We start from the raw sequence: 22117 nt of genomic DNA, 5'->3' as shown, positions 1-22117 counted from the left end.
GGCGGGGATTTATTCCAGCCTAGGAATCTGCGATTTCACCTCAGTTGCCCGGGTGTAACGACCGATTAACTTCGCAGTCACGGGAGTGTTTCGTGCTCCGTGAGGCCGGTTTTACTTTCGCGTGACACGGCTACAACCCGTGCGAAACGCGCCCCTCCGTAGCGTTGACACATGACGATCACAGCTCCCTCACCAGTCGGATTCTCCGCGCTGAATGACCTCGACGCCCTCGAAGCATCGGCGGAGAGAGTCCTGCCGACGTGGCGCAGCGTGTGCAACCTGAGCGACCTCGAGCCCAACTGGGGCGAGGCGGCCCTTCTCGACGGCCACCAGATCGCGCTCTTCCGGCTTCCCTCCGGCGAGGTCTACGCCGTGGACCAGCGCGACCCCGCGACCGAGGCTCACGTCATGGCCCGCGGAATCGTCGGTTCGCGCGGCGACCGCCCGACCATCGCCTCGCCGCTCCACAAGCAGGTCTACGACCTGCGCACCGGGGAGCGGCTCGACGGCGAGGGCACCCCGCTTGCCGCGTACCCGGCCCGCGTCGTGGACGGGATCGTCCAGATCGCGGCCTGAGCCGCTCCAAGCTTCGCATGTGCTGCCCTTAGCCGCTTCTCCGTGGGATATATCGCACGGAGGAGCGGCTTTCGCACGGAGAAACGGCTTTCCCTCCAGCCGATCGGCCGTGTTGTCAATCTGGGTTGACGCCATTCAGGCGTCAATCTAAACTGACAGCATGGATGGACACGACGTCTCGGCAGGCCTCCGCTCCGACGATCCCGCCCTTGGGCTGCGGGCCGTGGGTGCGCTGCACCGGCAGGCCGAGCTCACCGAGGCCCGCTACGTTGCGCTCGCGCGCGAGCGCGGCTGGACGTGGGAGCAGATCGGAGACGCCCTCGGGGTGTCGCGGCAGTCCGTCCATGCCAAGTACGGAAATCCGGGGAAGGGCGGCTGACATGTTCGAGCGATTCAGCGAAGCGGCGCGAAACACCGTCACGGAAGGCGTCAAGGAGGCGGCCCTGCGGGGAGACCGCCGCGTCGGGACCGATCACCTGCTCCTGGGGATCCTGCACGATCCGGCGAGTGCCGCCATCGTCGGCGTCGACCTCGCGGCGGCGCGCCGGGCGGAGGAGACCCTCGATCGCGAGGCCCTCGCGGCGGTCGGGGTGGACCCGGGGCCGGAGCCGCTCGTCTCGCCGCGTTCGCGACCGGGCCGCCTCCCGCTCACGTCGGGGGCCAAAGCCGTCCTGACGCGGACCGTGCGGCTCGCCGCCGCGGAGCGAAGCCGGACGATCACGTCGCGGCATGTCCTCCTGGCGCTCGCCGAGGCCCCAGCCGCGGATCCCGCCGCCGCGCTGCTCGCGCGCCTCGGGGTCGATCGGGCGGGGCTCCGCACGCGGCTCTATCCGGCCTAGTCAGCTGCGTGTCTCGGCGGAGTCTGCCGGGCTGCGGATTTCGCGGATCGATCAGCCCTGACGGAGGCCGAGCGTGTTGCCGTCGGGATCGGTGAACCAGGCACCCCTCGCGGGGCCGAGCTGTGCGATGTGGCCCGTCGTGGTGAGCGGGCCCTCGGTGTAGTCGAGGAAGGCGACGCCCTTGGCCTCGAGGTCCGCGACGGTGCTCTCGATGTCGCTGACCTCGAAATGCGCGAGCGTGTGGATGGTCTCGGTGCCAGGCCGCTTGAAGACGGAGAGTTCGCTGTGCTCGCCGCAGCGGAAGCGGACTGAGGCGGGGTTCTCCCAGAGCTGGGCCAGGCCGAGCGTCTCCCCGTAGAAGCGCTTCGCGGCGTCCAGATCAGTGACCGGGATCGTGGCGACGACCATGCTGGCTGTGAGCATTGTGGCCTCCTGGGTGAGAGGGGATTTATTTGGTATGTCAAATAGTAGATCGCATATATTTGGCATGTCAAGTATATGGATCTAGAATGGGTCTATGCCTCTCGAAGAAACTGGCCGTTGGATGCCGGCCTGGCTTGCGCTCGTGCGCACCCATTCGCGCCTGTGGGATCGGGTCGAGACGGAGATGCGCCGCGACAGCGGCCTTACGATGGCGCGCTACGACGTGCTCATGCATCTCGACCTCGCCGGAGGTCGGCTCGGCCTCACAGACCTCGCCGGTGCCGTCTTCCTCTCGCCCTCGGGACTCTCGAAGCTGCTCGACCGCATGGAGGCCTCGGGCCTCATCGAACGCCAGCCCGATCCCGACGACGCCCGCTCGGCGTTCGCGAGCATCACCGCCCGCGGCCGAACCCTCGTCCGCGAGGCGCGGCAGAGCCACCACGATTTCCTGCAGGGGACGTTCGGCGACGTGCTGAGCGCCCGCGACCTCGCCGACCTCACGCGCATCATGGGCAGGCTCGACGCCCAGGCACACCGCTCGTAGGGACCCAGCGCCTCCAAGGGAGGCCCCTACAAGCCGAGCGCCTCGCGCACGTCCTCAAGGGCGGCGTCCATCGTCTGGCGCGCCGCCTGCCGTTCCGCGGCGAGCTCGGCGGACGAGTCCACCGGCCGGATCACCTCGAGGTAGCACTTGAGCTTCGGCTCGGTGCCGCTCGGGCGGACGATGACGCGCGTCTCGTCCCGCGTGATCCATAGGAGGCCCTCGGTGGGCGGAAGGTCGTCCGATCCGAGTGAGAGGTCCACGGCGGTTTCGACGGGGGAGTCGGCGAAGCCCGCAGGCGGATCCTGCCGGAGGCGCACCATCATCGCGTCGAGCAGCCCGAGGTCCGCGACCCGCACGCTCAGCTGGTCCGTGAGGTGCACGCCATGACGGACGTGCAGCGCGTCGAGGCGGTCGAAGAGGCTCTCCCCGTGCGCCTTCGCATCCGCAGCGAGCTCGGCGACGAGGAGGCCGGCCGAGATGCCGTCCTTGTCCTTGACGAGGTTCGGCGCGACGCAGTAGCCGAGCGCCTCCTCGTAGCCGTACACGAGGCCGGGCACGCGCGAGATCCACTTGAACCCCGTGAGCGTCTCGCGGTGGCCGATCCCCGCGGCCTGCGCGATCTCCCCGAGGAGCCTCGACGAGACGATCGAGTTCGCGAAGACGCCGCGGCTGTCACCGGAGGCGGTTTCCTCGAGCCGCCGCACGATGTGCGCGCCGAGCAGCGCGCCGACCTCGTCGCCGCGCAGCATCCGCCACTCGCCGGTCTCGGGATCGGGGGCGGCGACGGCGCAGCGGTCCGCGTCGGGGTCGTTCGCGAGGACGACGTCCGCTCCGATGTCCCGGGCGGCCTCGAGCGCGAGGTCGAGCGCGCCGGGCTCCTCGGGGTTCGGGAACGCAACGGTCGGGAACTCGGGGTCGGGCTCCGCCTGCGCGGTCACGAGCGTGACATTCCCGAAGCCCGCCTCGCGGAGGACGTCGAGGGCCGTCGACCCGCCCACCCCGTGCAGCGGCGTCAGCACGATTCGGAGGTCGCGGGCAGGGAAGAGGTCAGGGCGCGCGAGGCCGACGACGGCGGAGCGGTAGTCCGCGGCGACGCTCGGCGAGAGCACGGTCCACCCAGACTCGGCGAGCGGGACGCCCGCAATGGGTCCGACGGCGTCGATGAGCGCGGCGATCTCGCCGTCGACCGGCGAGACGATCTGCGCGCCCCGACCGTCGTCGTCGACCGCCCGACCGCCGAGGTACACCTTGTAGCCGTTGTCCTGCGGCGGGTTGTGGCTTGCCGTCACCATGACGCCCGCATCGCAGCCGAGCGCCCTCAGCGCGTAGGCGAGCACCGGCGTCGGGAGCGGAGCCGGCATGAGGAAGGTCTCGATGCCCGCTGCCGTGAAGATCGCGGCCGTCTCTAGCGCGAAGACGTCCGAGTTCTTGCGCGCATCGAAGCCGACGACGGCGCGGGGCCCGCGAGCGTGCGCAGGGGCGCCGTCGTCGGGCTTGCCTGCGCCCTGCGCGGGCACGCCGACGCGCTGCGCGAGGAAGGCCGCGAGCCCCGCTGCCGCGCGGCGCACGACGACGCGGTTCATGCGGTTCGGCCCCGGGCCCAGCGCGGCACGCAGCCCCGCGGTGCCGAACTGGAGGGTTCCGCCGAACGCGTCGGCGAGTTCCTGGAGGGCCGCGGCATGGCCCTCGCCCGCCTGGGCGAGGAGGCTGCGGAGCTGCTCGGCCGTCTCCGGATCCGGATCGGCATCCGCCCAGGCCCGTGCGGTCGCGCTGAGGCCCTCGAAGCCTTCTGGAAGTGAGCTCATGGTGTGCCCGGACCTCAGATCTTCGCGATGACGTCGGCGAGGAGGCGCGAGATGCGCGGGCCCGCCGCGCGGCCGGCCTCGATGACCTCTTCGTGGCTCAGCGGCGTGGGGCTGATCCCCGCGGCGAGGTTCGTCACAAGCGAGATGCCGAACACCTCGAGCCCGGCGTGGCGCGCCGCGATGGCCTCGAGCGCGGTCGACATGCCGACAAGGTCCGCGCCGATCCGCTTCGCGTACTGCACCTCGGCGGGCGTCTCGTAGTGCGGGCCCGTGAACTGGGCGTACACGCCCTCGTCGAGCGTCGGATCGACCTCGCGGGCCAGGCCGCGCAGGCGGCTCGAGTAGAGGTCCGTGAGGTCCACGAACGTCGGGCCCTCGAGGGGGGACGTGGCCGTCAGGTTGATGTGGTCGCTGATGAGCACGGGCGTGCCCGGCGCCCACGCCGGGTTGAGGCCCCCGCAGCCGTTCGTTAGCACGAGGACGCGGCAGCCCGCCGCCGCGGCCGTGCGGACGCCGTGCACGACTGCACGCACGCCCTTCCCCTCGTAATAATGCGTCCGCGCCCCGAGCACGAGCGCACGCTTGCCCTCGCGCGTGAGGACCGAGCGGATCGTGCCGACGTGCCCCTCGACCGCGGGGGAGGAGAAGCCGGGCACCTCGTTCGCGGATAGCGTTGCCGTGACCTCGCCGATGAGATCCGCCGCGGCACCCCAGCCCGAGCCGAGGACAAGGGCGATATCGTGCGACGCCACGCCCGTGGCCTGCGCGATGTAGTCGGCGGCCGCTTGGGCGAGCACGAAGGGATCGGAAGTCGTCACCTCGGAAGTCGTCACAAGGTAGAACCTATCAATCGGGACCCCGAGGTGGCACACCTCGCACCCGTCCGTGCCGCAGATCACCGGGGCCTGTGGTGCACGCAGTGGTGGCGTGGGCACCCGCCGGGGCAGAATGGGTGTCCGTGACGATGAACCCCGATTTCAGCGTGCCCCATATCGCGATCCTCGGCGGCGGGCCGGGCGGCTACGAGGCCGCGTCCGTCGCGGCATCCCTCGGGGCGCGCGTGACGATCGTCGAGCGGGCCGGGCTCGGTGGCTCGGCCGTCCTCACCGATGTGGTGCCCTCCAAGACCCTCATCGCTTCCTCGGACCTCATGACGCGCGTCGAAGAGGCGGCCGCACTCGGCATCCACCTGGGCCACACCGACGGCGCGCTCATCAAGCACGCGGACCTCCGCTCGATCAACGAGCGCCTCCTCGGCCTCGCGCGCCAGCAGTCGCAGGACATCCGCGCGGGCCTCGAGCAGCTCGGGGTGCGCATCGTCGACGGCACCGGGCGGCTCGCGGCCCGCCACACGATCGAGGCAACGACCGATTCGGGCGTCGAGACCATCGAGGCCGACGCCGTCATCCTCGCCGTGGGCGCCCACCCCCGCGAGCTCCCGACCGCCAAGTTCGACGGCGAGCGCATCCTCAACTGGACCCAGATCTACTCGCTCGACGAGCTGCCCGAGCACCTTATCGTCGTCGGCTCGGGTGTTACGGGCGCCGAGTTCGCGTCTGCTTACAACGGGCTCGGCGCGAAGGTCACGCTCGTGTCCTCACGCGACCGCGTCCTTCCCGGGTCCGACGAGGACGGCGCCGAGCTGCTCGAGAAGGTCTTCGCGCGCCGCGGCGTCAATGTCCTCTCCCGCTCCCGCGCGGCCGCCGTCGAGCGCACGGGCGACGGCGTCGCCGTCGTCCTCGGAGACGGCACCAAGGTGACGGGCTCGCACTGCCTCGTGTGCGTCGGCTCGATCCCGAACACCGAGGGCATCGGGCTCGAAGAGGCCGGCATCGCGCTGTCCGAGAGCGGGCACATCAAGGTCGACGGCGTCTCCCGCACGACCGCGATCAACGTCTACGCCGCGGGGGATTGCACGGGCGTCCTTGCGCTCGCGTCGGTCGCCGCGATGCAGGGTCGGATCGCCGTCGCCCACTTCCTCGGCGACCGCGTTCTCCCGCTCAACCTCAACCACGTGGCCTCGAACATCTTCACGTCCCCGGAGATCGCGTCCGTGGGCGTCTCGGAGTCGGACGTCACGAGCGGCAAGGTCGCGGGGGACATCGTCACGCTGCGGCTCAAGAGCAACGCGCGCGCCAAGATGCGCAACACGACGGACGGCTTCGTCAAGATCATCGCGCGCAAGGGCACGGGCACGGTGATCGGCGCCGTCGTCATGGGCTCGAACGCGTCGGAGCTCATCTTCGGCCTCGCCATCGCGGTGGAGCAGAGCCTGCACGTCGACGACGTCGCCGCGACGTACGCCGTGTACCCCTCGCTCTCGGGCTCGATCTCGGAGGCTGCACGCCGGCTGCACGTCCACATGTGACGTGCAGAAGACGGTGTGTGGCTCGTGAGGCGCACTCAGGCCGTCTCATCGGCCGGAAGGCGTCTCCACGCGTCGAGGCCTTGAGGGGCCGCGGGCCCCGGCGCATGATGGCGCCATGAAAAGTCCGCACCCGACGGTCGGGGAGGCAGCGGCGGCCATCAGCCACCGTCACGACCGCCTGCTGGAACGCGTACGGGCCCTTTCGGGGGCCCTTCTCGGTGCCGTCGAATCCGGCGACACCGTCACCGCCCACGACGAGAAGGGCAATCTGGTCTCGTGGTGCGAGGACGAGCTCATCCCGCATCTGGTCGCCGAGGAGGGGCCGCTCTACGGCGGTGCCCACGCCACGGCCGAGGGCGGGCTGCTGGTCGAGGGGCTTCTCCAGGACCATCAGGCCCTTGTGGGCCTGGTCGACGAGCTGCGCCGGGCCGACGGCGGGGTCCGTGCCGCGGCGCTCGCCCTCGTGATCGCCCGCGTCCTCGCGATGCACACGGGGAAGGAGGAGCGGCTGCTCCTGCCCTTCATCGCAGCTAGTCCGGGCTTGAGCCTCGCGGAGGCCGTGGGGACCCTCGAAGACGTGGCCGAGGGTTAGGCGGCAGAGCGCAGTCCCCTTCTCGCCCTGAAGTTCTCCTCAAGCGGACTTCCTTGCGAGGAGGGCACTGCGATCTGGCGTCGCAGCTGATGCAGGGGACCTGGCCGGGCTGGAACATACTGGGGGAAGGTTCCAGCCCGGCCCAGCTGCTGGGACAGAGCAAAGCCGGCACGGTGGACAGTTCCGTTCCGGCTTCCCTGTATGTCATCGCTCACACTGCCCGAAAAGTTACGCGAGCGAGGCACGTATTTTCGAGCACCCGGCCTCGCCGCCGCCGCCCTGCCCCTACGCGGCGACGACGGCGAAGTGCTGTTCGATGAGCTCGCGCACGCTGTCCTTGCATCCCCCGCAGCCGGTTCCTGCGCGCGTGGCCTTCGAGACCTCCTCGACGGTCGAGCAGCCGCTCGCCACCGACTCCTGGACGGTGCCCCGGCTCACGCCCGCGCACCGGCACAGCGTCGACTCCGGGCCCGGTGCCGAGCCGGGAGCGCCGAGCGAGCCCTCGGGGCCGTCGAGCCGCAGGAGCACCGAGCGGTCCGCGGGGAGCTCCGCTCCGCTCCCGAACAGGAGCGTGAGCTCGGCCGCCGCGCGCGGCATCCCGAGCGCGACGAAGCCCTCGAGCACGCCGTCGCTCGTGCACATCTTGACGTAGCGACCGTGGGCGGCGTCGGCCCACAGCGAGACCTCGAGCGGGGAGCGACCGGCCGCGGCGTCGTCCTCCCAGGCCGTCGTGTCCCACGGATCGGCCTGCACGCCTCCCGCGAGGGCGAGGTTCACGCCGCGGGCCTTGAGCAGGATGACACCGGGGCGTTCCTCGGGCAGGGGCCCGGGAGCCGGCTCGCCGAGGAGGCGTGCGCGGAACGACGCCGCGAGCCAGTCGGCCTGCCGCCAGCCCGGTGCGATGAGCCCGGTTGGGCCCGAGCTGCGCTCGCACGCGGCGCACGAGTGGTCGGCGCACCGCACCTCGGCGCAGTCGCCGATCGCGAAGACGTGCTCGGTGTGCAGCGCGCCGAGCCGGTGGTCCACGAGGACGCCGCTGCCGACCGCGAGCCCGGCGCCCTCCGCGAGCTCCTTGCGGGGCCGGGCGCCGCACGCGAGGACGAGGAGGTCGCCCTCGATCGCGGTTCCGTCGTCGAGGACCAGGGCGCGGAAGGCGCCGTCGGAATCGGTCGCGATGCCGGTCGCACGGGCGTTGCGGACGAGGCGCAGCCCCTGCTGCCGCAGGATCATCGAGAGCGTCCCGCCTCCCGCCGCGTCGATCTGCCGGCCGAGCGGCTTGTCGCCGTGGTGCACGACCGTGACGTTCGCCCCCTCCTCGGAGGCGGCGAGCGCGGCCTCCAGCCCGAGCACGCCGCCGCCGAGCACGACGACGCGCTTCCGGCCGCGCACGGCCTCGGCGAGCCGCTCGGCGTCGGCGAGATCGCGCAGGGCGGTCACACCCGCGGGCAGCACGGGGTGCAGCGGGTCTGGGTTGAGCCCCGTGAGGTTGGGGATCGCCGCGCGGGCGCCGGTCGCGATCACGAGGCGGTCGTAGGGGAGCGCCGTGCCGTCCGCGAGGTGGACGTTCCGCCTGCTCCGGTCGATCCGCTGGACGTGGGCCCCGAGGATCGCGCGCACGCCGTCGGCCGCGAGCTCGTCCGCGTCCGCGAGCTGCATCGACGCGAGCGAGGTGCGCCCCACGCCGAGGTCCGCGACGAGCACGCGGTTGTAGGCGGCATGCTCCTCCTCGCCGACGACAGTGAGCTGGACGGCGCCCGCGACGACGGCGGGCCGCAGCTCGTCGACGAAGCGCGCGGCGACGGGCCCGAAGCCGACGACGACGACGCGCTCGGGCGCGCTGCCCGAGACGAGGCTCGCGGGGTCATGGACGAAGGTCAAGGGCGCTCCTCGGACGGGCCGGCGTGGACGAGATCGGCGTTCGCCCCGTCGGCGGGCGGGAACTCCGCCGGCTGGACGAGGACGCGGGTGGTCTTGAACTCGGGCATGCCCGAGATCGGGTCGGTGCGCGACTCGGTGACCTGGTTCGCGGCCGCGAGCCCCGGGAAGTGGAACGGGAGGAACACGGTGTCGGGGCGGATGTCGAGCGTGAGCTCGACCCGGCACAGGACTTCGGGCCTGCGGGCGGCAGAGCGCGATCCGGACGACGGCGCCGCGCCCTGCGCCGAGCCTTCGCCGAGGCGCATGACGCGCACCCACGCGTTCTCGGCGACCCGCAGGCGGGCGGCCGCGGCGGGGTGGAGCTGGAGCCGCGGCTCGGGCTGGGCAGCGCTCAGGGCGGCGACCCGGCGGGTCTGCGCGCCCGACTGATAGTGCTCGAGGAGCCGGCCAGTCGCGAGGTGGAACTCCTCGGGGGCAGGGTGCGACGGCGACCACGCGGGGGTGGCGGCGCGCACGCCCACGAGCCGAGCCCGCCCGTCGTCGTGTGCGAAGCGCTTGGCGAACAGGCGCGGCGTCCCCTTCGAGCCCGCGGGGTACGGCCAGTACACCTCGGCGCCCGCGTCGAGCAGTTCGTAGGAGACGCCCGAGTAGTCCGCAAGGCCGCCCTTCGATGCCCTCCGCAGCTCCTCGAAGACCACCTCGGGCTCGGTCGGGAAGGACGAGGGCGCGCCGAGCAGCTCCGCGAGGCGGTTCATGATCCACAGCTCGGAGCGCGCGCCCGCAGGAGCCTCGAGCGCACGACGGCGGCGCAGCACGCGGCCCTCGAGGTTCGTCATCGTGCCCTCCTCCTCGGCCCATTGGAGGACCGGGAGTACGACGTCCGCCTCGCGGGCCGTCTCGGAGAGGAAGAAGTCGCACACGACGAGGAGGTCGAGGCGGCGCAGCCCGTCGCGGACCGCCGAGACGTCAGGCGCGGACACCACGACGTTGGCGCCGTGCACGAGAAGCGCGCGCACGCCGTCGTCCGTTCCCAGGGTGCGCAGAAGCTCGACGGCGGGCAGCCCCGGGCCGGGGATGCTCGCCTCGTCGACGCCCCACACGCGGGCCATGTGCGCGCGCGCCTCGGGGTCGGTGATCTTGCGGTAGCCGGGGAGCTGATCGGCCTTCTGGCCGTGCTCGCGCCCGCCCTGCCCGTTGCCCTGGCCTGTGAGCGTGCCGTAGCCGCCGCGCGGCGAGCCGGGCAGGCCGAGGAGGAGCGCGAGGTTGATCGCAGCCGTCACGGTGTCGGTGCCGTCCGCGTGCTGCTCGATGCCGCGGCCCGTCAGGATGTAGCACGAGCCCGTGCGGGCCGAATCGGCGAGGCGCCGCGCCGTCGAACGGATGAGGCCGGCCGGCACACCCGTCGTCGCCTGGACGCGCTCGGGCCACCACGGCGCCACCGAGCGGATGACGCTTTCGAGGCCTTCGGTCCGCTCGGAGAGGTACTTCGAGGCGAGGAGGCCATCGTTGATCACAACGTGCGCGAGGCCCAGGAGCAGGACGAGGTCCGTGTGCGGGGCCGGCGCAAGGTGCGTTCCGGCGCCGTCGTCCGTGAGCTGGGCGGTCGCCGAGCGGCGCGGGTCGACGACGACGAGGCCGCCCGCCGCCCGAGCCCCCGCGAGGTGCTGGACGAAGGGCGGCATCGTCTCGGCGACGTTGGAGCCGAGCATGAGGATCGTGTCCGCCGTGTCGAGGTCGGCGAGCGGGAACGGGAGGCCTCGGTCGATGCCGAAGGCCCGGTTGCCCGCCGCGGCGGCCGAGGACATACAGAACCGGCCGTTGTAGTCGATACGGGACGTTCCGAGGGCGACGCGGGCGAACTTGCCGAGCAGGTACGCCTTCTCGTTCGTGAGGCCGCCGCCGCCGAAGATCCCGACGGCGTCCTTCCCGTGCTCGGCCTGAACCCGGCGGATCTCCGCCGCAACCCGTCCCAGCGCCTCGTCCCAGCTCGCGGGGCGCAGCGCGCCCTCGCCGTCCCGCACGAGCGGCTCGGCGAGCCGCTCGGGGTGCCGCAGGAGCTCGGCCGCCGTCCAGCCCTTGCGGCACAGTCCGCCGCGGTTGGTCGGGAAGTCGCGGCCGGAGACCTCGACGGGCAGGGCGTCCGCCGTGGGCTCAGCTGGGGTGAGGTCCATCGCGCACTGGAGTGCGCAGTAGGGGCAGTGGGTCGCTGTGGGCTGGGCGGGAGGACGCAGCTGGGCCTCCGCCGGGTTCGTCATGTCAGGCTCCCGTCTGGGCGACAGCGCTCCCGCGGCGCAGGTAGCACACCCACGAGACGACCAGCATGACGACATACGCTCCCACGAAGCCGTAGAACGCGGGGACGTACGAGCCCGTCGCGGTGCTCGACGCGCCGAGGAGCTGGGGGATCGCGAAGCCTCCGTACGCGCCGATCGCCGAGATGAGGCCGAGCGCCGCCGAGGCGAGCCGGCCCGTGTACGACGGCGCCGCGCCGGCCTTTGCGGCACGGCTCGCCCGGGCGAAGATCACCGGGATCATGCGGTACGTCGAGCCGTTGCCGATGCCGCTCGCTGCGAAGAGCACGAGGAAGAGAGAGAGGAAGAGCCAGAAGTTCTTGAGCGGAAGCGTCGCGATGAGGGCGAGCGTCACGACCGCCATGACCGCGAACGACGCGACCGTGATCCGGGCGCCGCCGAAGCGGTCCGCGAGCTTGCCGCCGTACGGGCGGGCAAGCGAGCCGACGAGCGGGCCGAGGAAGGCGAGCGAGAGGGCGGCGGCGCCGACGGCGAACGTCGAGTAGGCCGGGAACAGGTCCTTGATGAGCTTGGGGAACACGCCGCCGAAGCCGATGAACGAGCCGAACGTGCCGATGTAGAGGAATGCGACGATCCACAGGTGCGGTTCCTTGAGGGCCGCGAGGGAGCCCGCGACATCGCCCTTCGCATTCGAGAGGTTGTGCATGTTCCGCCAGGCGCCGTACGCCGCGACGAGGATGAGCGGAACCCACATGAGGCCGGCCATGGCGAGCGTCCCACCGTGGCCGCCGGTCAGCAGGACGGCCGTGAGGCTCACTGCGATCGGCACCGCGAGCTGCGAGACCGCCGCGCCGAGGTTGCCGCCGGCGGCGTTGAGGCCGAGCGCCCAGCCCTTTTCCTTGGCCGGGTAGAAGAACGTGATGTTGGCCATCGAGCTCGCGAAGTTGCCGCCGCCGAAGCCGGAGAGGCCGGCCACGAGGAGCATGACCCAGAACGGCGCGGACGGGTTCGCGACGCAGGCCGCGAGGCCGAGCGTCGGGATGAGGAGCAGAAGAGCGGAGACGATGGTCCAGTTGCGGCCGCCGAAGCGGGAGACCATGAACGTGTAGGGGATGCGGAGGGTCGCGCCGACGAGGCTCGGCATCGAGATGAGCCAGAAGATCTGGGATGTGTCGAACTTGAAGCCGGCGCCGGGGAGCGAGACGACGACGATCGACCACAGCTGCCACACGACGAAGCCGAGGAACTCGGCGAAGATCGACCACGCGAGATTGCGGCGCGCGATCGCGCGGCCCTCGCGCTCCCACTGGGTCGTGTCTTCGGGGTTCCAGTGCTCGATCCAGCGGCCAGCGCGGAAGTCGAGGCTCAGGTGTGAGGCGGGGGCCGCCGTCGTCTGCCCTGTGGCGGAGGCGACGATCTCGGGTTCGGTGCTCATATGGGTTCTCCTCGGGTGCTGGGGGAACTGAGGGGATTGGATCTGCCTTCTACGCTAAGAACGGCTCGTTTCGGTCAGCGTCGTCGGTTGTAAACAGGCCGTGACATCGACCTCTCTTCTCACGGCTGCCGCGGGTGAGCCGTGAGGTCGGTCTCGGAATGTGGACCGAGTGTCCAAAGAATGGACGGCGCACCTAGGATTGCGCGGTAACCACCCCGTGAACCCCGCGCAAGCGGGGTGTCCAGCACGCGAAAGGCACGTCCAGCAATGGCCACACCAGCGGTCGCACCGTCGGCCGGAACCCAGACCACGGCGAACACCCGCGGGCGAGTGATCTTCTCGAGCCTCATCGGCACGACGATCGAGTTCTTCGACTTCTACGCCTACGCGACGGCGTCCGTGCTCGTCTTCCCGAAGCTCTTCTTCCCCAACGCGAGCGACCTCAACGCGCTCCTGAGCTCGTTCGCGGTCTTCGGCGTCGCGTTCGTCGCCCGGCCCATCGGATCGATCCTGTTCGGCCACTTCGGCGACAAGCTCGGCCGCAAGGGCACCCTCGTCGCATCGCTGCTCACGATGGGCCTCTCGACGTTCCTCGTCGGCGTCCTTCCGCCGGCCACGACCTCGGGGTGGATCGTCCTCGCCCCGCTCTTCCTCGTCGTCCTCCGCTTCGCGCAGGGCATCGCCCTCGGGGGAGAGTGGTCCGGCGCCGCGCTCCTCGCGACCGAGAACGCCCCCGCCGGCAGGCGCGCGGTGTGGGGCACGTTCCCGCAGCTCGGGGCGCCGATCGGGTTCATCCTCGCGAATGTCCTGTTCGTGGTCCTCCAGGCGTCCCTCACGGCCCAGCAGTTCGCCGAGTTCGGCTGGCGCATCCCGTTCCTCGCGAGCATCGTCATGGTCGCGGTGGGGCTCTACGTGCGGCTCAAGCTCGTGGAGAGCACGTCATTCCAGAAGGTCGTGAAGGCCGAGAAGATCGCCAAGGTGCCGATCGCGGCGACGTTCAAGCACCACTGGCGCGCCGTCGTCGCCGGGACGTTCATCATGCTCGCGACCTACGTCCTCTTCTACCTGACGACCACGTTCACGCTCAGCTACGGCATCGCCCCGGCCACCGTCGAGGCGGCCAAGGCTGCCGCGGCGAAGGCGGGCAAGGCGTTCAACGCGGCCGACTTCGCGCCCGGCCTCGGCATCCCGCAGCCGGAGTTCCTCTGGATGCAGATCATCGGCGTCGTGTTCTTCGCCGTGTTCACGGTCGTCTCCGGCCCGCTCGCGGAGAAGTTCGGGCGCCGCCGGTTCCTCATCTGGGTGACGGCCGGGATCCTCGTCGCGGGCCTCGCGTGGGGCCTCATGTTCGGCCCTGGCAAGGCGGCCGCCATGGTGGGGCTCATCCTCGGCTTCACGCTCATGGGCTCGACGTTCGGGCCGATGGCCGCCGTCCTCCCCGAGCTGTTCCCCGCCAACGTGCGCTATACGGGCTCCGCGGTTGCGTACAACCTTTCCTCGGTGATCGGTGCCGCGCCGGCGTCCTTCGTCGCGACGGCGCTCTGGAAGGCCGGGGGCGGCAGCACCGTGTGGGTCGGCGTGTACCTCGCCGTCGCGGCGGCGCTCACACTCGTCGCACTGCTCCTCACGCGGGAGACGCGTGACGGGGAGTTCGAGGACAACATCGCGGCCTAGCCCGAGGGGCAAGAGCTGGCCGCAGATTGGACGAGAGCTGGCCACCCGTCTCCAACGGGTGGCCAGCTCTCGTGTGACGGGTGGCCAGGTCTCGCCAGGCGCCGGGGTTGTCAGTCCTCGATCGTCGCGATCACGGCGCCCGCGGTGACCGTCTGGCCGGGCTCTGCCGTGAGCCCGTGGACGGTGCCGGAGCGGTGGGCCGTGATCGGCTGCTCCATCTTCATGGCCTCGAGGACGACGACGAGATCGCCTTCCTCGACCTGCTCGCCGTTCGCGACGGCGACCTTGACGATGGTGCCCTGCATGGGCGCCGTGAGGGCGTCGCCGCCCACCGTGGCCGCCGCCGCGCCGCCGCGGGCCGAGCGCGCCTTCTTCGCCTTCGACTTGCCGGCCTTCGCGATGCCGCCGAGCCCCGCGGGGATCGTCACCTCAAGCCGCTTGCCGCCCACCTCGACGACGACGCTCTGCCGCTCGCCGGCGTCGTCGGCCGCTGCCCCGGCGACCCCGGACCATGCCGGGATGTCGTTCTCGAACTCGGTCTCGATCCAGCGGGTGTGCACCTCGAACGGCCCCGACGCGGGCGCGAACGCGGCGTCTCGCACGACGGTCGCGTGGAAGGGGACAACTGTCGGCATGCCCGTGATCTCGAGCTCGTCGAGGGCGCGGCGGGCGCGCTCGAGCGCCTGTTGGCGCGTCGCGCCGGTCACGATGAGCTTCGCGAGCATCGAGTCGAAGTTGCCGCTGATGACCTCGCCGGCCTCGATGCCCGAATCGACGCGGATGCCGGGACCGGTCGGGTACTTGAGCGTCTCGACCGTTCCCGGGGCCGGCATGAAGTTGCGGCCCGGATCCTCGCCGTTGATGCGGAACTCGAACGAGTGGCCGTGCACCTCGGGATCCTCGTAGCCGAGCGCCTCGCCGCGCGCGAGGCGGAACTGCTCGCGCACGAGGTCGATCCCCGTGACCTCCTCGGAGACGCAGTGCTCGACCTGGAGGCGCGTGTTGACCTCGAGGAAGCTGATGGTCCCGTCCTGGCCGACGAGGAACTCGCACGTGCCGGCGCCGAGGTAGTGGGCCTCCTTGAGGATGGCTTTGGAGGACTCGTAGAGGCGCTTGTTCTGCTCGTCCGTGAGGAACGGGGCCGGGGCCTCCTCGACGAGCTTCTGGTTGCGGCGCTGGAGCGAGCAGTCGCGGGTCGAGACGACGACGACGTTGCCGTGCGCGTCCGCGAGGCACTGCGTCTCGACGTGGCGGGGGGAGTCGAGGAAGCGCTCGATGAAGCACTCGCCGCGGCCGAACGCCGCAGTCGCCTCGCGCACCGCCGATTCGTAGAGCTCGGGGATCTCGTCGAGCGTGCGCGCGACCTTGATGCCGCGCCCGCCGCCTCCGTACGCGGCCTTGATCGCGACCGGGAGGCCGAACTCGCGCGCGAATGCGAGCACCTCGTCAGCGGAGCCGACCGGATCCTTCGTGCCGGGAACGAGCGGGGCGCCGACCTTCTCGGCGATGTGGCGTGCGCGGACCTTGTCGCCGAGCGCCGCGATCGACTCGGGGGACGGGCCGATCCATGTCAGGCCCGCGTCGATGACGCGCTGCGCGAACTCGGCATTCTCGGAGAGGAAGCCATAGCCGGGGTGGATCGCGTTGGCGCCCGCGGCGCGGGCGGCGTCGAGGATCTTGTCCATCACGAGGTAGGACTCGGCCGCCGTCGTCCCGCCCAGCGCAAACGCCTCATCGGCGAGGCGCACGTGCAGTGCGTCCCGGTCCGGGTCCGCGTAGACGGCAACGGACGCGATGCCCTCGTCGCGGGCGGCGCGGATGACGCGCACTGCGATCTCGCCGCGGTTGGCGATGAGGACCTTCGTCAGGGGCTTGCTTCCAGCGATGGGGGACAAGGCTTCTCCGTTCTGTACTGCGGAGAGCCTAGCGCCCCTTTGGTGGAATCGCCCATATTGATGGCGGATTCGGCGGGGGAGTGGTGGATCCTTTGTCGGGGTCCTACAAAAGGCCTCGGTTCCCCCGTGCGCCGGGCCGCTCCGCGCGCCTGCTCAGCGAACGACGGCGGCGGCCCAGAAATCAGTGAATCGCACGCCGGTGCGAGTCAACAGTGTGCGCAGCGTCGAGACCGAGAGGCCGACCACGGTGTGCGGGTCCCCGTCGACGCGGGCGAGGAAGGCTCCGCCGAGGCCGTCGATCGTGAACGAGCCCGCGCAGTGGAGCGGTTCGCCGGTCGCGACGTAGGCGGCGATTTCGCCGTCGGACATCTCGGTGAACTCGACGCCCGCGGAGGCGAGCTCGCCCGAGCTCGAGAGGACGCCGTCGCGGCAGTCGACGAGCCAGTGGCCCGTGTGCAGGATCCCGGCCCGGCCGCTCATGGCCCGGAGGCGCTCGGCCGCGACCTCGGGCGTGTACGGCTTCCCGAGCGCCTCGCCGCCGAACTCGAACACGGAGTCGCAGCCGAGCACGAGCGCGCCGTCGGCCTCGGGGAGGGAAGCCACGGCCTCGGCCTTCGCACGCGCCAGGAGGAGCGCGGTCTCGGCGGGGCCCGCATCTGGGTGCTGCTCGACGACGGCGTCCTCGTCCACGGCGGAGACGAGGATCCGATGCGGAATTCCGGCCTCCGTGAGGATCTTGGTGCGCGCGGGCGACTTCGAGGCGAGGATCAGCGGGGCGAGGGGGCCCGACGGCGGAAGGCTGGACGGCGTGGAGGTCACGCCGCCCAGCCTATCGCTGCTAGGTCACGCGCTGGAGAGCTGTCCCAGCCTCGATCGCTACCGTACGGAACCCGCAGTTGCCGCTCGACGAATCGGGGGTGTTGGACGAGCGTGCCGCGACGCGGTAGCGATTGCAGTAGGACTCGTGGCACAAGTAGGAGCCGCCGCGCATGACCCGGCCGGGCCCGATCGTGGGACCCTGGGGGTTCTCGGCGGGCGAGTTGCGGTAGTACTTCGGGAGGAACCAGTCCGAGCACCATTCCCACACGTTCCCGGCGACCTCGTAGAGCCCGTAACCGTTTGCGGGGAAGCTCTTGACGGGGGCGGTTCCGAGGAAACCGTCGTCCTGCGTGTTCACGGCCGGGAACGTGCCCTGCCAGATGTTGGCCCGGTGCTCGCCGTCGGGGACGAGCTCGTCGCCCCATGCGTAGCGCCGGCCTTCTAGGCCACCCCGTGCGGCATACTCCCATTCGGCCTCGGTGGGCAGACGGCGTCCGGCCCAGCCGCAGTAGGCTTGGGCGTCGTTCCAGGACACATGCACGGCAGGATCGTCCGGAACGTCGCTCCATGACGAGTGCGGCCCGCGCGGGTGCGCCCAGTCCGCACCGCGGACGTTGAGCCACCACGGCACGCCGGCGGCGCGCCCCAGAATGTCCTCATCCGGCGCCTCGACGAGCAGGTGGAACACGGCCGAGGTCCCGTAGGCCTCGGCCTCGGTACGGTATCCCGTGGCTTCGATGAACGCGGCGAACATGCGGTTGGTCACGGCGGTGGCATCGATCCGAAACCCGCCGAGGCGCACCTCGTGCACCGGGGTCTCCCCGTCCGACGGGTAGCCCTCGCCGCACGCGTCCCCCATTCGGAACGCGCCAGCGGGGACGGCGACGTCCTCATGCACGGGTCCGAGGTGCGCAGCACCAGTCGCCTTCGATACGAGCGGAAGTCCCCATGACGTCGACGGCGACGCGTCCTGGGAGGGCGTGCAGCAGTTCGCGGTGTGGCCGGAATCTGTGGTGGGATCCATGGTTCTCTTTCAAGCGTCATCGCACTCCTCTCGAATCTATCACCGGGTCCGCCGATCCACCATTCCATTTGTGTCATTGACGAAGCATTCTACTTGTGACATGCTCAATGTGACGTACCTCACGAAGGAGACTTTGGGGCAATGAAGCTGGAACACATCCTCCTCGGCGTGCTGGCCTCACACCCCAGCACCGGCTACGACCTCAAGAAGTACCTCGACACGCACGGCCGCTTCCTCCGCTCCAACACCCAGATGAGCCAGGTCTACCGATCCCTCACCGCCATGGAGAAGCAGGGTTGGGTCGCCCACACCGTCGACCCCCGGCCCGGTGCCCAAGACGCGAAGACCTACCGCGTCACTGGGGAAGGCGCAACCGTCCTGATCGACTGGCTCACGGGACCGTACCAGCCGCCGTCGCGCTTTCAGGATCCCGAGCTCGGGGCGAGGCTGAGCTTCGCCGGCTTCATGAGTGCCGAGCAGGTGCTGCACCTCCTCGACGTGGAGATCCAGACCCGGCAGGAAGAGATCGCCCGCTACCGGCACCGGGACCGGCGCGAGAACTGGTCGCCGACCATCCCGTTCGATCCGGAGCTCGCCGAATCCATCGGCGACCGGCTCCACTTCATGGGCGCCTCCGCGATCGACGCCCATGTCGCCGCGATGATCGAGCTCCGCAAGGACATCCTCGACGGGAAGCTCTCGTCCCGCTCGCTGACCGCTATGCCCCAGCATCTCGTCTCCGCCGACGAGGATCGCTGACCCGCCCTGAAAGGACCACGATGAGGGCCATCATCCTCATGTTCGACAGCCTCAACAGGCACATGCTCGCCCCCTACGCGAACACGATCGTCGACGCGCCCAACTTCGCCCGCCTCGCGTCGCGGGCCGTCACGTTCGAGAACTTCTATGCGGGCTCGATGCCGTGCATGCCGGCCCGGCGCGAGATGCACACGGGCCGCTACAACTTCCTCCACCGTTCGTGGGGCCCGCTCGAGCCGTTCGACGACTCGATGCCCGAGCTGCTCAAGCGCGCCGGCGTCCACACGCATCTCGCCTCCGACCACCCGCACTACTGGGAGGACGGCGGGGCGACCTACCACCCGCGGTACACCACGTGGGAATTCTTCCGGGGGCAGGAAGGCGATCCGTGGAAGGGTGTCGTCGCCCCCAGAAATAACGACGACGGCGGTGCGGCCGGCGGCGATTGGCGCGCCGGCATGAAGCGCCAAGACCTCATCAACCGCAGCTACATGCCCACCGAGGCCGAGCACTCCCAAACGCGCACTGTCGACGCCGGGATCCAATTCATCGATACCAACCACGCCGCGGACCAATGGATGCTCCAGATCGAGCTCTTCGACCCGCACGAGCCGTTCTTCACGCACGACGCGTACAAGGCCATGTACCCGCACGGCTACGACGGGCCCGAGTTTGACTGGCCCGGCTACCAGAAGGTCACCGAACCCGAGGACCAGGTCGAGCACGCGCGCTACGAGTACGCGGCGCTCGTCTCGATGTGCGACAAGTCGCTCGGCCGAGTCCTCGACGCCATGGACAAGTACGAGCTGTGGGACGACACGCTGTTGCTCGTCAACACCGACCACGGCTTCCTCCTCGGCGAGCACGGCTGGTGGGCCAAATCAGTACAGCCGTGGTTCAACGAGCTCGTCCACCTGCCGATGTTCCTGTGGGACCCCCGCACTGCAGGCCGCGACACCCGCCGCGGGGCCCTCGCCCAGACCATCGACATCGCCCCGACGATGCTGCGGTACTTCGGACTCGAACCGACGCCGGACATGCAAGGGCGAGACCTCGCCGTCGTCCTCGAAGACGACACCAAGGTCCGCGATGCCGCGCTCTTCGGCATCCACGGCGGGCACGTCAACGTCACCGACGGGCGCTACGTCTACATGCGCGCCGCCGCGGACGCCGCGAACGCCCCGCTCGAGGACTTCACCCTCATGCCGACGCACATGCGCTCGCTGTTCTCCGTCGGGGAACTCGCGGCCTGGGAACCCGCCGAGCCGTTCTCGTTCACGAAAGGCCTGCGCACCATGAGGGTGGAGACGAAGTCCCTCATGAACCCTTGGGCGCATGGGACGCTGCTCTTCGACCTTGAGACCGATTCGGGCCAAGAGCATCCCATCGCGGACGACGTCGTCGAGCTGCGCATGCTCCGGCTCCTCGCTGAGCTCATGCACGCCTCGGACGCGCCCCGGAGCCAGTTCGAGCGGCTCGGGATCCCCTTCGATGCGCCGCCCGCCGAGGACCATCTCCTCGTGCGCCGCCAAGCAGAGCGGGCGGCCGCCGCCCTCGAACCGCTGCCTCCTCTCGCCTCTTTCTACGCCGATGGCCTCGCCCTCGGGACTCCGATCCTCGAGCTCCTCCAGGATCCCCGGTGCCGGAGCGTTCTCGAAAGGCGCCTGCCGCACCTCGTCGCGACCGAACTGGTCGCCATCTCGCCTCAGTTCACCATCTACCAGCTGGCCAAGGTCTTCCCGGTCTCCCGGGAAACCCTGCGCCAGCTCGCCGAGGAACTCGCGCCAGTCCTGGCCTGATCACCTCACTCTCCTCACCCGCCCCGCCGCCCACATCCACCTGTCAGAGCAGTCAGGAAAAAGACCATGGAAGCCCAGATGACCAAGTCCGCTCCCGTCGAGGGAGAAGTCCAAGCGAGCCGTGTGCCGCATCGCTGGAGGAACCTTGTAGTCCTCACGGGGGTGAGCGTCGTCGACAACACCGAGGCGGGCCTCACCTCGACGATCTTCCCCTCGATCGCACAAGCTTTGAAGCTCAACAGCGGGCACCTCGGCCTGCTCGCGGCCCTCGGCAAGATCGTCGCCGTGCCCGCCGGACCCGCCTGGACGTGGCTCGCCGGGCGCATCGGACGACGCAACACGCTCGTCCTCATCACACTCGTAGGCGGTGTCTTCGGCGCGCTCGCGGGCTTTGCCCACGACTTCACTCAGCTCCTGATCTTCAATGCGCTCATGTCCGCCGCCATGGTCGGCGGCGTGCCGATCTCGAACGCGATCCTCACGGACTCGTTCGACGACGCGAACCGCGGCAAGGCGGTCGGCTACTTCTACGGCTTCATCAGCCTCATCAGCTCGTTCGTGGGGCCGCTCATCGCCCTGTTCACGGGACTCACGGACGGCTGGCGGTACGGCATGTGGACCATCGGCGGCATCTGCGTCGTGGCGGGCCTCGTCGTCGCCGCGCTCTACAAGGATCCCGGCGTCGGGGCGGCCGAGAAGCAGCTCGCCGACCTGTCTGAGTCCAAGCGCAGCCTCTCCCGCGTGACGCTCTCCTCTGTGCTCTCGATCATGAAGGTGCCCTCGTTCTCCCTCATGATGGTGTCCCGCCTCCTCTCGGGCCATCTGCTCATCTCGATCTTCGGCATCCAGTTCCTCGTGACCGAGCGTCATTTCACGAACGCTGTCGCGGCCACGGTGCTCGTCCCCTTCGGGCTCTCGTACTTCGCCGGGACCGTCGGCGGAGGGTGGTTCCTCACCCTTCTCGACCGCGTGATCCCGCACCGCGGTCGCGTTGCCTACATCCAGGGCGCCCAGGTGTTCTTCGCCGTCGTGGCGTTCTTCGGGACGCAGTTCCATTACGAGGGCATCGGCATCTACGCGATCTTCTGGGGCCTCATGGGCTTCGGGCAGGGCCTCAACCCGTCGGTGAACCGCTCGATCGTGGCCGCCGTCGTCCTGCCTGAGCTTCGCGGCCAGGCATTTGCGATCTTCCTGACCATCTTCGAGACCATCGGCTGGGCGCTCTTCTCCCTCGGTGCCGGCTCGCTCGCCACGAGCCTGGGCATCCAGACCGTGTTCCTCTGGGTCATGGTGGTCCTCATGCTCGTCAACGCGGCCGTGCTCACGGGGCTGTACAAGGTCTATCCGCGGGACGTGACTCGGGTGACCGAGACGCTCGAACTCCGCCGCCGCGAAGCCCTCGGACAGCGTTAGCCAGCCAGAGATCCGGACGAAG

The 22117-nt window shown here is 70.2% G+C and carries 19 protein-coding genes; 10 read left to right on the top strand and 9 right to left on the bottom strand.

Annotated elements, in window-relative coordinates:
- The first annotated feature begins 171 nt into the window (after positions 1-171).
- From nirD to SPF06_RS18130, 3 genes are all read left to right on the top strand, one after another.
- On the top strand, positions 172-576 hold the full coding sequence (nirD, locus tag SPF06_RS18140) for a nitrite reductase small subunit NirD (RefSeq protein WP_323280544.1): 405 nt from the start codon (positions 172-174) through the stop codon (positions 574-576).
- A gap of 160 nt (positions 577-736) precedes the next feature.
- Complete coding sequence (locus tag SPF06_RS18135) at positions 737-955, top strand: helix-turn-helix domain-containing protein (RefSeq protein WP_323280543.1); 219 nt, start codon at positions 737-739, stop codon at positions 953-955.
- 1 nt (position 956) lies between these two features.
- A complete protein-coding gene (locus tag SPF06_RS18130) occupies positions 957-1415 on the top strand; it encodes a Clp protease N-terminal domain-containing protein (RefSeq protein ID WP_323280542.1) in 459 nt (152 codons plus the stop codon).
- Between the two features lie 51 nt (positions 1416-1466).
- Here the strand turns inward: SPF06_RS18130 and SPF06_RS18125 are convergent, their stop codons facing one another.
- A complete protein-coding gene (locus SPF06_RS18125; protein ID WP_323280541.1) occupies positions 1467-1838 on the bottom strand; it encodes a VOC family protein in 372 nt (123 codons plus the stop codon).
- Between the two features lie 94 nt (positions 1839-1932).
- Here SPF06_RS18125 and SPF06_RS18120 point away from each other — a divergent pair, with 94 nt between their 5' ends.
- Positions 1933-2382: a MarR family winged helix-turn-helix transcriptional regulator gene (locus SPF06_RS18120; protein WP_323280540.1), complete on the top strand. Its 450-nt coding sequence runs from the start codon at positions 1933-1935 to the stop codon at positions 2380-2382.
- Positions 2383-2408: 26 nt separating this feature from the next.
- On the opposite strand, the gene SPF06_RS18115 is transcribed toward SPF06_RS18120, so the two are convergent.
- Positions 2409-4187, bottom strand: coding sequence for a phospho-sugar mutase (locus tag SPF06_RS18115; protein WP_323280539.1), 1779 nt, complete (start codon positions 4185-4187; stop codon positions 2409-2411).
- Positions 4188-4201: 14 nt separating this feature from the next.
- Positions 4202-5020, bottom strand: coding sequence for a purine-nucleoside phosphorylase (locus SPF06_RS18110; protein ID WP_323280538.1), 819 nt, complete (start codon positions 5018-5020; stop codon positions 4202-4204).
- A gap of 125 nt (positions 5021-5145) precedes the next feature.
- On the opposite strand from SPF06_RS18110, the gene SPF06_RS18105 reads away from it, so the two are divergent.
- Positions 5146-6555: an NAD(P)H-quinone dehydrogenase gene (locus tag SPF06_RS18105; protein WP_323280537.1), complete on the top strand. Its 1410-nt coding sequence runs from the start codon at positions 5146-5148 to the stop codon at positions 6553-6555.
- A gap of 115 nt (positions 6556-6670) precedes the next feature.
- Complete coding sequence (locus SPF06_RS18100) at positions 6671-7147, top strand: hemerythrin domain-containing protein (RefSeq protein WP_323280536.1); 477 nt, start codon at positions 6671-6673, stop codon at positions 7145-7147.
- 285 nt (positions 7148-7432) lie between these two features.
- Here the strand turns inward: SPF06_RS18100 and SPF06_RS18095 are convergent, their stop codons facing one another.
- The 3 genes from SPF06_RS18095 to SPF06_RS18085 are packed head-to-tail and all read right to left on the bottom strand — an operon-like array spanning position 7433 to position 12712.
- Entirely contained in the window at positions 7433-9025 is a 1593-nt protein-coding gene (locus SPF06_RS18095) for an FAD-dependent oxidoreductase (protein WP_323280535.1), read from the bottom strand.
- The gene (locus SPF06_RS18090; protein WP_323280534.1) at positions 9022-11280 is read right to left on the bottom strand and encodes a molybdopterin oxidoreductase family protein; all 2259 of its coding nucleotides are present in this window, start codon (positions 11278-11280) and stop codon (positions 9022-9024) included. Before SPF06_RS18090 ends, SPF06_RS18095 begins: the two co-directional genes overlap by 4 nt.
- Position 11281: 1 nt before the next feature.
- Positions 11282-12712, bottom strand: coding sequence for an MFS transporter (locus tag SPF06_RS18085; RefSeq protein ID WP_323280533.1), 1431 nt, complete (start codon positions 12710-12712; stop codon positions 11282-11284).
- Positions 12713-12979: 267 nt separating this feature from the next.
- Between SPF06_RS18085 and SPF06_RS18080 the strand changes: the two genes are divergently transcribed.
- Positions 12980-14386: an MFS transporter gene (locus SPF06_RS18080; RefSeq protein ID WP_323280532.1), complete on the top strand. Its 1407-nt coding sequence runs from the start codon at positions 12980-12982 to the stop codon at positions 14384-14386.
- 110 nt (positions 14387-14496) lie between these two features.
- Here SPF06_RS18080 and SPF06_RS18075 read toward each other — a convergent pair whose 3' ends face one another.
- From SPF06_RS18075 to SPF06_RS18065, 3 genes are all read right to left on the bottom strand, one after another.
- Complete coding sequence (locus SPF06_RS18075; protein ID WP_323280531.1) at positions 14497-16281, bottom strand: acetyl/propionyl/methylcrotonyl-CoA carboxylase subunit alpha; 1785 nt, start codon at positions 16279-16281, stop codon at positions 14497-14499.
- 153 nt (positions 16282-16434) lie between these two features.
- Positions 16435-17100: a Maf family protein gene (locus SPF06_RS18070; RefSeq protein ID WP_323280530.1), complete on the bottom strand. Its 666-nt coding sequence runs from the start codon at positions 17098-17100 to the stop codon at positions 16435-16437.
- Positions 17101-17119: 19 nt separating this feature from the next.
- Positions 17120-18124, bottom strand: a complete 1005-nt coding sequence (locus tag SPF06_RS18065) for a formylglycine-generating enzyme family protein (protein WP_323280529.1) — start codon at positions 18122-18124, stop codon at positions 17120-17122.
- A 141-nt stretch (positions 18125-18265) separates the two neighbouring features.
- Between SPF06_RS18065 and SPF06_RS18060 the strand changes: the two genes are divergently transcribed.
- From SPF06_RS18060 to SPF06_RS18050, 3 genes are all read left to right on the top strand, one after another.
- The gene (locus SPF06_RS18060) at positions 18266-18883 is read left to right on the top strand and encodes a PadR family transcriptional regulator (RefSeq protein ID WP_323280528.1); all 618 of its coding nucleotides are present in this window, start codon (positions 18266-18268) and stop codon (positions 18881-18883) included.
- 20 nt (positions 18884-18903) lie between these two features.
- Complete coding sequence (locus SPF06_RS18055) at positions 18904-20682, top strand: sulfatase (RefSeq protein WP_323280527.1); 1779 nt, start codon at positions 18904-18906, stop codon at positions 20680-20682.
- A 78-nt stretch (positions 20683-20760) separates the two neighbouring features.
- Positions 20761-22095 carry an MFS transporter gene (locus SPF06_RS18050; protein ID WP_323280526.1) on the top strand — a complete coding sequence of 445 codons (1335 nt, stop codon included), beginning with the start codon at positions 20761-20763 and terminating at the stop codon, positions 22093-22095.
- Positions 22096-22117 lie beyond the last annotated feature (22 nt).

The sequence above is a fragment of the Sinomonas terricola genome (genome assembly GCF_034931225.1).
GTDB lineage: Bacteria > Actinomycetota > Actinomycetes > Actinomycetales > Micrococcaceae > Sinomonas > Sinomonas terricola.
Note: the sequence above shows the minus strand (reverse complement) of the source record. Positions and strands in the feature narration are given on the sequence as shown.